The organism is Virgibacillus pantothenticus, assembly GCF_018075365.1.
Lineage (GTDB): Bacteria > Bacillota > Bacilli > Bacillales > Amphibacillaceae > Virgibacillus > Virgibacillus pantothenticus.
In genome coordinates, this window is record NZ_CP073011.1 from 1,021,353 (window position 1) to 1,034,617 (window position 13,265).

Consider the following 13,265-nt stretch of genomic DNA (forward strand, 5'->3'; position numbering starts at 1 on the left):
TAAGTCTAGTTGCATTTTTGTAAACTTTCTAAAAACCAATGTTTGAATAATTTTTCGTCAATGTCCAGACATACGGTAACATTATTCGGTTTATTTAAATATCCTTTCAGATCGGTAACCGTACAACCTGCAGTTAAAGAACCAGTCAGTTCAATATCTACATAAGTTTCCTCTACCGTAAACATTTTAGGATTTAGCAAATAGGCAATGGCGCAACTGTCATACATTTTTAAGCCTTTTTTCATGCTACCACCACGATATTTTTGGAATAGGTGGTAAATCATATGACCGGTTTTATTCATCGTTTTTAATTTTTCACTGTCTTCTGGATAAACTAGCGCTTTCCATCCAACATCTAATCCAACCATGACGATAGGTATGCTGCTATGAAATACAATTTTTGCAGCTTCAGGATCAGCATGGATGTTGAATTCAGCCATCACTCCAGAATTTCCTCTTGTTGTAGATCCTCCCATTAGTACGATTTCTTTAATATTTACTTTTACTTCAGGATACAATCTTATAAGTAGAGCGATATTGGTTAATGGTCCGATTGGAACCAAAGTAATAGGCTCATTACTTTGAATGATAGTTTTATACATTGCATTAACTGCATGCTCTTCTAGTAAAAGATTTTCGTTTGGTTCCGGAAACGCGTACCCATCCATGCCTGTTTCTCCATGTACATTACTTGCATCAATGGGTTCTTTCATTAATGGTCGATCTGCACCGGCTGCAACAGGTACTTCTTTCTTGAAAAATTGTAATAGCCGTAGCGTATTATATGTTACTTTGTCAAGGCTTACATTACCTGCTACAGTGGTTATTAATTTGATATCCAACTCCTCACTATATAAGGCTGCTGCTAGAGCCACTGCATCATCAATACCTGGATCTGTATCAATAATAATAGGTCGTTTGTTATTATTCATCGTTTTTTTCCTCCTTAGTAAAGGTTAATTTTAATATTTGTTGTTTTGTAGGTATAGACTCCTGTGCCCCTCTTTTTGATACGGTTAAAGCTGCGGCTTTTGTTGCGTAATCCATACTTTCTTTCATTGACTTACCGTGAGATAGTGAGCAAGCGAGTGCACCAATATACGTATCTCCAGCAGCCGTTGTATCAACAGTTTTAATAGATAGCCCAGGTGTGAAATGGATGGTGGAGCCTTCGCCAACCACACTCCCTTTTGCTCCTAAAGTTATCAGCACTGTATGGGCGCCTTTTTGCTGAAAATATTCAATCGCTTTCTTGTATTCGCTTTCTTGAGACGGATAAATGCCGGATAAGAATTTACATTCCCACTGATTAATAATGAGTAAATCAATGTTTTGGTAGTCCGAATCAGGAATGTGCTTAGCTGGAGCTGGATTAATTATTGTAAAGAGGCCATTGTTTTTCGCAGCTCTTACTGAATATAATACAGTTTGATAATCGGTCTCAAATTGTGTTAAAAAAATATCCCCAGCATGTGCAAGCTGATGAAATACCTCGTCTATATCATCTGGTTTAATTAATTCATTGGCGCCTCCGTCGAAAATAATTCGATTATCGCCATTATTTCTGATGATCATAGCAACGCCGGTGGTTATATGAGGGATTTTTTTTACATATTCGCAATTTACGCCGTACTCTTTAAGCGTTTTTAATAGCTTTGTTCCATATAAATCGTCACCTACCCCTCCAACCATCCAAGTATTTGCACCACTTTTAGATGCCGCTACAGTCTGGTTTGCTCCTTTCCCACCAGGGGATAGAAAAAAGTTGCTTCCTTGTATAGTTTCACCATTATTCGGTATACGATCTGTTTGGATGGAAAGGTCCATATTCATACTGCCGAATGTAATTATTCTCTTCAACACATTACCTCCTGAAAAATTATAAAAAGGTTGATAAAACGTTTTATCAACTTAAATATACAACGCATACATAATTAACGTCAATACTTAATTCCAATATTTATTGATTTTTTTATAAGATAAGAAACCACCATGGCTCGCCTAGAGCGCGAGCCACCATCTATCATGAAAAAATTTTTGCTTTATAATGTTTAGATTCTTAAAATACTGTCTAAAATAAATGAGTTAGATAAGTTTGTTTTTTTATACAAAAGTATAAAATGAGGTGTTTGGAGATAACGAAATAACCGAATAGTCACGTCCGGTCCATGAACCCAGCAACGATGCGACTTTAGAAAAGCGCCTACGATAAGGCATCATCGGTTCGTCACTAAGAGGAAGGCCGACTAAAAACGGGCTTGCCGCCCAGACGTCGGCATACCCCTGTTTTTAGTGGCATGATTCCTAAATCTTTAGTTGATTCGTTCTATTCACTACATTGCTAAACGGGCGCTTGCTCCTTTGTTCCAAAGAAGAAGCTGGCCCCTGAGGACCAGCTCTGTTAAAGGAGAGAGAGTTCATATCAGCAGCGTAAACAGTATGCCTCATACAGCGGGATTGCTTTATGAAGCTGTTTACCCCAATCGTTCGCTATTTCCATTTGGGAAGATGCGATTTAGATTGGATGACACACATCCAGAGAACAATTTTATTACAAATAAGGGACAGTTTCCAAACAAAAGTTGTCAGGAATAGTACCTAACTGATTGTAATTTTGTTTACTTGGACGAATAAAGAACTGCTATCTCCTTCAAGAGTTATTGTTACCTGCTTGGATAGAATTATACACGGAGATAAAAAATATCCATTCGCTGTTTAATTTACGATGAAAAGACAGCAGTTCTGTATCCGTTGGTTGTTAAGGTTAAACATGGGACTAAAAAAAGAATCCTTATAATATAGCAGGTGCAAGGTAACTAATGCATTATAGCTCCATTGTCGAAAAAAAGCGTACTGTTTGCTTTGTTTTTTACATTGGATAAATGCTAAAATAAAGACAATAGAAGAGGAGGAGCACGTTGTGGAACCATTACTGCATATTGAGAACCTTTATGGTGGATATACACATAAAAATGTGTTACAAGGAATATCTTTTACGGTTCATCCAGGTGAAATCGTCGGCTTAATCGGTCTAAATGGTGCTGGTAAGAGTACGACGATTAAGCATGTGATTGGTTTGATGCAACCTAAAAGAGGGGCTATCACTGTTAATGGCAAAACGTTTCAGGAAAATTCAGAGACGTACCGAAGTCAAATGGCATACATACCAGAGATGCCAATTTTATATGATGAATTGACGCTTTATGAACATCTTCATTTAACGGCTATGGCTTATGATATACCGCAAAATATTTTTGATAAAAGACTTGAGCCATTGTTAAATGAGTTTCGCATGGAAAAAAAGTTAAACTGGTTTCCGGTGCATTTTTCAAAAGGAATGCGCCAAAAAGTAATGATTATGTGTGCGTTCTTAATTGAACCGCCGCTATATATTGTGGACGAGCCTTTTGTCGGTTTGGATCCCCTCGGTATTCAATCATATTTGCAGCTGATGGACCAGATGAAGCAAAAAGGCTCTGGAGTGTTGATGTCCACCCATATTTTAGCAACAGCGGAGCGATATTGTAATCGGTTTGTTATTTTACATGATGGAACGATACGGGCAGATGGTAGCTTAGATCAATTGCGGGAAACCTTTGCAATGCCAGGCGCTACATTAGATGATTTATATGTACAATTAACAAAGGAAGAGAACCACCATGTTTAATGCCCATGTTTTTTTTAAGCAACGTTTTTCAGCGCATTTAAAAGAAACGGGTCGCTATTTACGCTATATTTTTAACGGACATATAGCTATTGCGATGTTGTTTTTTATTTCTGCCTTGGCGTTTTATTATCAAAAGTGGTTACAGGAAATTCCAAGTGATTTTCCTGCTGCTTGGATTATTGGTATTGTTTTTGGAGGCGTAGCGAGCTACAGCCCAGTTCGAACGTTATTAAAAGAGCCTGATCTTGTTTTTCTGATTCCGGCAGAGCATAAGATGAAAGCTTATTTTCGCAATGCGATTGTATATAGCTTTACGATTCAATTATATCTTGTATTACTAGCTGCTGCTGCATTTGGTCCGCTATATACAACTATTTTTGCAAATCGTGCTGGAAGTGTGTATTTATTAACCATCGCTTTATTACTCGTGTTTAAATTTGCCAATCTTATTGCTAATTGGTGGATGCTTCGAGTGAGGGAACGTGATTTAAGGCTTATCGATTTAGTAGTACGAACGGTATTAAATATCGCGGTATTCTATTTTTTTATTTCTGGAAACATGCTAATGGCTGGGATAGCAACTTTGCTATTTGGGGTTGTATTTTTATATGACTATCAAGTCTCCAGTAAACGTCCAGGGCTGTTATGGGATTTGTTGGTAGAAAAAGACCTAAGTCGTATGCAGGCATTTTATCGATTAGCAAATATGTTTGCAGATGTTCCGCATTTAAAAAGTAAAGTCAAGAAACGTCATTGGTTAGTACGTATCTTTAGCCGAGTCCCGTTTTCAAAAGCAAATACGTACGATTATTTAAACCGGATTACATTTATTCGCAGCGGTGACTATCTTGGCATGTATGTAAGATTAGTCATTATTGGTGGACTCATTATTTATGTCATTCCCCCCCTATGGCTGAAGATTATCTTTGCGTTACTGTTCCTATATTTAAGCAGTTTTCAAATGATGGCTTTGTATCAGCATCACCGTACTATTTTGTGGCTAGATCTGTACCCAGTAGCGCTTCAGGTTCGACAGCAATCGCTGTCAAAAATAGTATTGCAGCTAAGTGTATTGCAAGTAATTTTATTTACAGCTCTGTTTGTAGTAATGGGTATTTATTTAGGAGCGATAATTACGTTTTTAGGTGGTATTGGATTTGCTGTGTTGTTTGTCCATGGATATGTGAAACGGAAGCTTGCGTAAAAGCACATGAGGAGATGCATCCTTATGTGCTTTTACATGTAAGACTAAGGAAAAGTAAAAACATTATTACTTAGCTTGATAAGCAAAATAAGTCGTTATTAATGTTTTTGCAGCGATTGGCATGGCTTGTTCATGAAAATCAAATTTCGGATGGTGGTGTGGATATGGTTGTGCATCCTTTTGAGCGCCTGTAAAGAAGAATGCTCCCGGTTTTTTCAACAAATAGTATGCAAAATCTTCTCCAGCCATGGAAGGATTTACCTCTTCTGTCCTCGTAATTTCTTTCATATCTTCGGCAATTTGTAATAATAATTCCGTTTCCTCAGCATGATTAATTAAAGGCGGATACCCTTTGATATAATCAAACGAATAGGTGGCCTCGTTACTTATGCATACCCCTTTAATCACTGCTTCCATTTCAGCTATGATTTTATCCTGCAATAAAGGATTGACGTAGCGAACCGTTCCAACGAGTCTTGCTTTATCTGCAATCACATTAAATGCTTCCCCTGCTTCAAAAACACCTATTGTTACAACAGCTGTATCTAATGGGTCGATTCTTCGGCTGACGATTTGCTGCAACTGTGAAATAAGTTGCGAGCCGATCACGATTGCATCCTTTGTTTCATGCGGATACGCACCGTGACCGCCTTTTCCTTGAATTTCTATTTCGAAACGATCAGCGCCCGCCATAAAAGCACCTTTGGAAGTTTGTAATACTCCAAGTGGTGTTGTCGCCCATAAATGTGTGCCAAAGACGGCGTCGACATGGTCGATAGCACCTGAATCAACGATAGGTTTCGCTCCACCTGGTGCATATTCTTCTGCGTGTTGATGTAAAAAAACAACCGTTCCAGGAAAATCTTGCTCGTACGCTTTTAAAGCTTTCGCTAAAACTAGCAGGGTAGCTGTGTGTCCGTCGTGCCCGCATGCATGCATCACACCGTCTACCTTTGAACGGTAGGGGACGTCTTTTTCATCTTGTATTGGCAGAGCATCAAAATCAGCCCGCAAAGCAATCGTTTTTCCTGGTTTTGTGCCTTTTAATGTTGCAATGACGCCATTTCCTCCAACATTAGTTTCATACGGTAATCCTAGTTCTTCATAATAATTGGCAATATAAGCAGCCGTTTTTGTTTCCTGAAACGAGAGTTCAGGGTATTGATGAAGATGTCTGCGAATCTGTACCATTTCTTCATAAAGCTCATCGATGGATTGATGAATTTGCTCTAGCACAGCAAGAACCTCCTGATGTTTTAGTTGTTATTATAACATTAGCAGGTCATGAAAAGAATATATATTTTGAAATATAAGACAAAAAAATGCATGAAAAGTGTTCGCGATGAAGATAATCTTTAGGTGATGGCATGAAAAAAAGCTTGTAGAGAAAAATGGTCTCTACAAGCTAATCGTCTCAGTTAGTTAATAATGAGTAATTATTTCACTTTAAGCTAATCGGGGGTCAGCTAGAAGTCGTTCAATTTCTTCTTTATGATGGGTTTCATCAGCTATGAGGTCCTCCAGTTTCACTACAAGCTCGGTATAGCCTAAGTTTTCTGCCTGTTTTTTCCTTTCCTCATAGCGTTTGATTGTATCTGTTTCAGCTTGTAAGGTAGCTTGTAACAGATCCTTGACATCAGTAGGTTGCGGTACTTCAGCTGCTTTGGTTGTAGGTGTACCGCCTAATGAGCTGATTTTTTCCGATAAATATAAAGCATGTCCTAACTCATCATTTATTTCTGCTTCAAAAAAAGGCTTTAGTGCAGAACGGTATAATCCACTTACTACTGAGGCACTGTACGTATATTGAATAGCTGCGCCATATTCATGTGCTAAGTCTTCATTTAATCCGTCAATTAATGCTTGAAGTTCTTTGTCCATTTGTTATCCATCCTTTCGTAAACTCTTTTTGACTCCATTTATTTAATTCCCTGCTATGTTTTTTTAAAACCTAAATTCGGGTAAGATGAAAGAAAAAAGTTAAACTGATCGGAGGGGCTTACGCCATGAAAATTAGGACAAGTTATTTGTATGGACTCATCTTTATGGTGGGGATAGTTTTAACCTTACTTTGGATGTATAAATTAATGAATCAAACGGTTCCCTATGTCGATCAATGGACACGAGACTTAGTTAGCAGATTAGATAATACGGAAGTTTACACTATGTTTCGCTGGATAACAGAACTAGGATCATCCACATTTACGATCCCGTTTGTCATTGTGATGGCGATCGTTTTTTGGTGGTTGTACCGCAATATGTTACCTGCACTTATTTTTAGCCTAGGGACACTTTTTACGCACTATTTTAATGTGGCAATTAAACAGCTTGTAGAAAGGGAAAGACCTAGTATTTTAATTGCAGCAAACGCGGAAGGGCATAGCTTTCCTTCGGGTCATGCCATGATTTCAATGGTTTGTTACGGTTTAGTAGCATTTTTCCTTTCCAAGCGACTAAAAGGGGCGAAGAAGAAACAGCTTGTCCAAGTCTTTTTTGCGGGCTTGATTGTATTGATTGGCATGAGCCGTTACATCATCAATGTTCACTATTTAACTGACGTGCTGGCAGGGTTTTTTATTGGGTTCTTATGCTTGTTCGGCTTCATACGACTTTATCAGTGGTTAGCAGACAAGCAGGCTTCTCCGTCTAGGGGCTGAGAAAAAAGCAGTCCCTAGGTGGTTCTTCTCTTTTTCCAATACGGATAAGATTTATATATAGACGATGTTGATAATTTGATATTTAGCATGTGGTTTGTAGTATATGCTGAAAAATCAAATTAAACTGTTTAAACATGAGTATATATTTTGGAGAGGAGACATAGTAAATGGAAGCAATGTCAAAAACAAGGCAGGGGAACTCTATTTTGAAAAACAGGAACTTTTTGTTATTATTCATCGGTTCTGTTTTTTCTGCGCCAGGGTATTATATCTATTTAATCGCTGCGGAGTGGTTAATGTTAACATTAAGTGAAAATCGAGTTTATTTTGGAATGCTGTTTTTCGCAGCTTCTGTTCCAAGATTACTATTATTGGCGGTTGGTGGAGTTGTTGCTGACCGATTTAATAAACGGACCATTTTATTTCTATCCGATTTGTTGCGAGCTTTATTAATTGCTACGCTCTTATTATTTCTTTATTTAGATGTTGTAACTGCATGGCATTTAATAATATTGGCAACGTTGTTTGGAATTGCCGACGCATTTAGTTATCCGGTTACGAATTCGATGACACCGTTATTATTGAAAGAAGATCAGCTACAACGAGGAAATTCATTAATTCAAATGACAATGCAAATAAGCCCTATCTTAGGCCCTGCTTTAGGCGGAACATTAATAGCCGTATTAGGTTTTCAAGGCGTTTTTTCTGTGGCTTGTGTTATGCTATTGATAGGTTCTTTGACGGTGCTTTTTATTCAACTAAAGCAGGGGAACGAAGGAAAAAGAGATCATTCCCCGTGGACTGAGTTAAAGGAAGGCTTAGCGTATGTACGTCAAAGTGAATTTATCATGGCAATTATGTTTATTGCTTTTTTTATTAATTTTTTCTTCTCGGGTCCTTTTTCCATAGGGATGCCGATTATTGTAAAGGATGTTTTTGAGGGAAGTGCTATTAACTTGGCAACGATCCAAACAGCAATGGGGGTCGGTGCAATGGTTGGAGCCATTCTTTTAGCAGTGAAAAAAATAACGAACTACAAAAAGGTTATATTATTCAGTTTATTGGTGGTTGGCTGCCTCTACACGTTTACTGGAATATCATCGCATCTGTATATCAGTGCTATTTTAGTATTAATCATGGCTGCTTTATTGCAATTCGTTAACATTCCGATTTTTACTATTTTGCAAAAAACAGTCGATAAAAGCATGCTAGGGAGAATAATGGGGCTCTTAGTGACGGTATCTACAGGTTTAATTCCAGTTTCTTATGTTGTAACTTCTACGTTAATCGCGTTAGGTGTAGATATACGGTATATTATGATCGGAGGTGGAATTTTTATCGTTATTATAGCTATTATAAGTTTTAAATTTAAACGTCTTCGTACCCTTGGAATGTAGAGGTGATATATATGAAAGATTTAATTCGATTGTTTATCGCAGTTTCTATCATAGGAATTGGAGTTATACTTGTCCTATTTAATCTAGGAGTGATTGCTTTTGATGCATACGAGATATGGGTCTACCTATATCCTGTTTTCTTTGTGCTTGTTGGCGGGAAGTGGCTTATCCAATATATGCGTAAAAAGGGTGGAAGCTGGGTAGCAGGCTCGTTTCTCCTTTTGTTTGGCTTGCTGCTGTTGCTTGATAGATTTGAAGTATTGTCATTTGGCTTTTTTGACGTATGGAAGCTATGGCCGCTACTGATTATCTACATTGGCGTTCAATTTTTAAAACGAGATAATCGTTTTTCATATGTAAATTGGCAGAAAGAAGATCAAAAAGATACGGATCCTATTTTTTCTAAGTTTTCCATCGGGACTTATGAATATACGAGACCTAATTGGAGAGTGGAGCCGACGAAGCTAAGTTCGCTGTTTGGAGATTTCTATTTAGATCTCTCCAAAGCTTTTATTCCTGAACAGGAAATCCCATTTAGTATCCGCTCATTAGCAGGAGATGTGACCATCTTAATACCTGAGCATATCCCTTTTCGAATCCAAGCAATGGTACGAGCAGGAGAAATTGAGGTAGTAGGACAACGCGCAGAGGGGATCCATCGGGTGCTTTCGTATCAAAGTGAGGACTATGAATTTGCTGTGCGCAAAATTGATTTTACCGTTAAACTTGAAGCTGGATCGATTCGCATCGATCAAGTGTAGAGGAGGGAGCATGGATGAATCACCGTTTTGCTAGTATTCGCTATAGCTATATTCGCTCCCAATTATATGGGCTGTTTCTATCATTTATCGTGTTACTTGCAACGTTGTTAACAATATATGTTTTATTGGAACCGACCTGGTTAACCATTAAGGGAATTTTCTTATTTATGTTTCTTTATTTCTTAGTTGCACTTATCGTTTCTATTTATGCGGGTTTTAAATCTGGCGGTGATTTGAAATACCGGTTCGATTATTTATCTACACAGATTACTCAATTTGCAAATGGAAACTATCAATCACGGTTGCATTTTCAAGAAGGCGATGAGATTACGAGAGTAGCCAATGAGATGAATGCATTAGGAGAGGCGCTGCAAGATCAAGTAAAGTCCTTGCAGCGAATGGCTGATGAAAGAGCTGATATGGCCAAAAACTCTTATAAGACTGCCGTAATGGAAGAAAGACAGCGAATTGCAAGGGATTTACATGATGCTGTCAGTCAACAATTATTTGCACTTGCTATGTTTTCCGAAGCGGCAATCAAACAATTGGATGAAGCTCCCGAATTAGCAAAGAAACAAATGATGGAGGTAGCAAAAGCGGCATTACAATCGCAAACAGAAATGCGTGCGTTATTATTGCATTTACGCCCCGTCTATTTATCAGGTGAGCCATTAGATAAGGGAATTATTAAACTAGTAAATGAGTTACAACAAAAAAGCCACATCGATTTTCAATTATCACTACCTGATAACCTGAATATTACGGAGACAATTGAAGAACATGTATTTCGTATTGTGCAGGAGGCACTGGCAAATATTTTGCGTCATTCTAATGCGTCTAAAGTAGTCATCCAGATTTCTAATCGTTCGGATGAGCTATTGCTTCATATTAGCGATAATGGAAATGGTTTTAATGTGGACGAAGAAAGAAAAGCATCTTATGGATTAAAAACAATGAAGGAACGCAGTGAGGAATTAGGAGGGACATTTCGAATTCGTTCCAGTGAACGAGAGGGGACATATGTCGATATTCGTATACCTTGTTAGAGGAGAGGAAAAGTATGATTCGGGTAATCGTCGTTGATGATCATGAGATTGTAAGAAAAGGAATCGTCGCTTATTTGCACACAGATAAAGAAATTGAGGTAATCGGACAAGCGGCAAATGGGAAGGAAGGAGCTAGGATCAGTTTACAACATCGTCCAGATGTTGTTTTAATGGATTTAATTATGGAAGAGGGAAACGGAATAGAGGCAACAGCTCAAATTATGCAGCAGTATCCAGAGTGTAGAGTTATTATTTTAACGAGCTTTTATGATGACGAGCAAATATTCCCTGCACTAGAGGCCGGAGCATTTAGTTATTTATTAAAAACATCCTCAGCTACCGAAATTACCGAAGCAATTAAAAAAGCTTATCAGGGAGAAGCAGTGATTGAACCAAAAGTAGCTGGGAAATGGATGAGCAATTTTCGCACAGGCGAGAAAAAGCCACATGAATATTTAACTGACCGAGAATTTGAAGTTTTATTATGTATTGGAAATGGATTAACGAATCAGGAAATAAGTGAACGATTATATATTGGAATTAAAACAGTAAAAACTCATGTGAGTAATATATTGTCAAAGCTTGAAGTAAGTGATCGCACACAAGCAGCTGTTTATGTACATCGCAATCGGTTGTTTCATCTTAAATAAGTATAAATCATTATTTTTTGTATCGATTTATTTTCTGTTGAATGTAATTATATAGTAAGTAAAGGACATAAAATGGAATGTGAGAAAATTTCTTAACATTCCTTCTTTGCTATTCTTCGTCTCTATTTGTATAATACTATTGAAACAAAATATGGGAAGCCCACTATAAGGTGCTGAAAGACTGCTGCTTCAAGAATTAGGAAAATCCATACTATACAAGCCTAATTGGGAGATAACAGCGCTATTTCCTTGTGGTGCCTAACAACACTAGTAGGTAATGAAGAACCCCCCTACTGGTGGAAGATTCACTTTATTGTCGCACAGAACGATCATTCTTGGAGAAAGGATATATCCATGGTGAAACTATCGAAAAAGGAAGAAAATCTACTGCTGCTTATTTGGGCACAAGCTTTTGTTGCTTTACTTGGAAGTTTATTTTTTTCTGAAATAATGGGGTATCCGCCCTGTGAGTTATGCTGGATACAACGAATATTGATGTATCCACTTGTCATCATTTATGGAGTAGCAGTGTTTAAAAGAGATGTATCTATGGCACTTCCAGGTTTAATTCTGAGTGGAATAGGAATGTTTGTGTCGACTTATCATTATCTTGTGCAAAAGCTTCCAGCGTTAAAGGAGGCAGGCCGGGCGTGCGGTGTCGTACCGTGCAATGTCGTCTATATTAATCTGTTAGACTTTATCACGATTCCCTTTTTAGCGGGAACAGCATTTATCATTATCTTTGTGTTGCATGTCAGCTTAATTCGTACATACAAAACAAGGAATTAAGTTAAATTTTTCTATTTTAGAGTGAAAACTAAATAAAATTGGCAGAATGATTTACTAGAGAAAATGAGTAATATATAATGTCGTAGAACCTCTTCTCAAAAGGAGCTGAAATCATGGGCAAAAAAATAACTATTTTTATAGGTGTCATTGTTATTTTATTTGCAGGCTTATATTTTGTTATCGATTATAAAAATAAGCAAGCAGTTGAAGATAATAACAATCCATATGGAGATAAAGAGTTGCACCAAGGTACGATTGACCAATTAGATGATCCAAACTATCAAAATCAAATTATGCCAGATGAGCTAAAAGAAAAAGTAGACAGTGGCGATCCTGTAACAGTTTATTTTTACGATCCATTATGTTCGCATTGTCAAGCAACCACTCCATATCTCGTTCCGTTAGCAGAAGATAATGAGATTGATATGAAAAAAATGAATTTACGAGAATTTAAAGACCAATGGGATGTCTATGCAATTGATTCTACACCGACTTTAGTCCACTTTGAAGATGGCAAAGAGGTATCTCGCATTGTCGGTGATCAGGGAGAGGAAAATTTTCAAACCTTTTTCGATCAATATGTAACCAAGTAAAATAGTGAAGAGCTTACTAGAAAACCAGCTTTTATTTAGCTGGTTTTCTAGTAAGATAAGAAACGATAAAATGAGGTGCTTGTGGATAAAGAAATAACCGAATCGTCACGTCCGGCGTATGAGCCGAGCCCAGCAACGAGGCGATTTTAGAAATGCGCCCTACGATAAGGCATCATCGGTTCGTCGCTAAGGGGAAGGCCGACTAAAAACGGGCTTGCCGCTCAGGCGTCGGCATACCCCTGTTTTTAGTGGCATGATTCCTTTATCCCGTAAAAAGGCGTTGTAGACTCCCACTTCAAGAATGGAAGATGTAGAGCTAAACAAGTCGAAGCGGGAGGTAACAGCACCTAAATCCCCGATTCGTTCAAGGGCCTTTAGGTCATACCCTGGTGGTACTAACAATCAGCGGGGATGAAGAAAACCCCGCTGATTGAAGGTTCACTTTATCTTTCGTTGATTCGTTCCATTCGCTACGTTGCTAAACGGGCGCCCCGCGGAGAA

13 protein-coding genes are annotated in these 13,265 nt (G+C 37.9%); 9 read left to right on the forward strand and 4 right to left on the reverse strand.

Annotated features, from left to right (window positions below; translation table 11 throughout):
* Positions 1-5: 5 nt before the first annotated feature.
* Together rihC and rbsK are read right to left on the reverse strand one after the other, a co-directional pair.
* Positions 6-932, reverse strand: a complete 927-nt coding sequence (gene rihC / locus KBP50_RS04845; RefSeq protein WP_050350252.1) for a ribonucleoside hydrolase RihC — start codon at positions 930-932, stop codon at positions 6-8.
* Positions 925-1,860, reverse strand: coding sequence for a ribokinase (gene rbsK / locus KBP50_RS04850; RefSeq protein WP_050350253.1), 936 nt, complete (start codon positions 1,858-1,860; stop codon positions 925-927). Before rbsK ends, rihC begins: the two co-directional genes overlap by 8 nt.
* A gap of 1,060 nt (positions 1,861-2,920) precedes the next feature.
* Between rbsK and KBP50_RS04855 the strand changes: the two genes are divergently transcribed.
* Positions 2,921-3,667 (forward strand): ABC transporter ATP-binding protein, encoded by a 747-nt coding sequence (locus tag KBP50_RS04855; RefSeq protein WP_050350254.1) that lies wholly within the window; start codon positions 2,921-2,923, stop codon positions 3,665-3,667.
* Entirely contained in the window at positions 3,660-4,871 is a 1,212-nt protein-coding gene (locus tag KBP50_RS04860; protein WP_050350255.1) for an ABC transporter permease, read from the forward strand. Before KBP50_RS04855 ends, KBP50_RS04860 begins: the two co-directional genes overlap by 8 nt.
* A 66-nt stretch (positions 4,872-4,937) precedes the next feature.
* Here the strand turns inward: KBP50_RS04860 and KBP50_RS04865 are convergent, their stop codons facing one another.
* Positions 4,938-6,107 carry a M20 metallopeptidase family protein gene (locus tag KBP50_RS04865; protein WP_050350256.1) on the reverse strand — a complete coding sequence of 390 codons (1,170 nt, stop codon included), beginning with the start codon at positions 6,105-6,107 and terminating at the stop codon, positions 4,938-4,940.
* 210 nt (positions 6,108-6,317) lie between these two features.
* The gene (locus KBP50_RS04870) at positions 6,318-6,752 is read right to left on the reverse strand and encodes a ferritin-like domain-containing protein (protein ID WP_050350257.1); all 435 of its coding nucleotides are present in this window, start codon (positions 6,750-6,752) and stop codon (positions 6,318-6,320) included.
* A gap of 125 nt (positions 6,753-6,877) precedes the next feature.
* On the opposite strand from KBP50_RS04870, the gene KBP50_RS04875 reads away from it, so the two are divergent.
* The 7 genes from KBP50_RS04875 (at position 6,878) to KBP50_RS04905 (ending at position 12,764) form a co-directional block, all read left to right on the forward strand.
* The gene (locus tag KBP50_RS04875) at positions 6,878-7,528 is read left to right on the forward strand and encodes a phosphatase PAP2 family protein (RefSeq protein WP_050350258.1); all 651 of its coding nucleotides are present in this window, start codon (positions 6,878-6,880) and stop codon (positions 7,526-7,528) included.
* A 167-nt stretch (positions 7,529-7,695) separates the two neighbouring features.
* Positions 7,696-8,925 carry an MFS transporter gene (locus tag KBP50_RS04880; protein ID WP_050350259.1) on the forward strand — a complete coding sequence of 410 codons (1,230 nt, stop codon included), beginning with the start codon at positions 7,696-7,698 and terminating at the stop codon, positions 8,923-8,925.
* Between the two features lie 11 nt (positions 8,926-8,936).
* Positions 8,937-9,686 carry a cell wall-active antibiotics response protein LiaF gene (liaF, locus tag KBP50_RS04885; protein WP_050350260.1) on the forward strand — a complete coding sequence of 250 codons (750 nt, stop codon included), beginning with the start codon at positions 8,937-8,939 and terminating at the stop codon, positions 9,684-9,686.
* Positions 9,687-9,700: 14 nt separating this feature from the next.
* Positions 9,701-10,732 carry a sensor histidine kinase gene (locus KBP50_RS04890; protein ID WP_050350261.1) on the forward strand — a complete coding sequence of 344 codons (1,032 nt, stop codon included), beginning with the start codon at positions 9,701-9,703 and terminating at the stop codon, positions 10,730-10,732.
* A gap of 14 nt (positions 10,733-10,746) precedes the next feature.
* Positions 10,747-11,382: a response regulator transcription factor gene (locus KBP50_RS04895; protein WP_050350262.1), complete on the forward strand. Its 636-nt coding sequence runs from the start codon at positions 10,747-10,749 to the stop codon at positions 11,380-11,382.
* A 354-nt stretch (positions 11,383-11,736) separates the two neighbouring features.
* A complete protein-coding gene (locus KBP50_RS04900) occupies positions 11,737-12,171 on the forward strand; it encodes a disulfide oxidoreductase (protein WP_050350263.1) in 435 nt (144 codons plus the stop codon).
* 113 nt (positions 12,172-12,284) lie between these two features.
* On the forward strand, positions 12,285-12,764 hold the full coding sequence (locus KBP50_RS04905) for a thioredoxin family protein (RefSeq protein ID WP_050350264.1): 480 nt from the start codon (positions 12,285-12,287) through the stop codon (positions 12,762-12,764).
* Positions 12,765-13,265 lie beyond the last annotated feature (501 nt).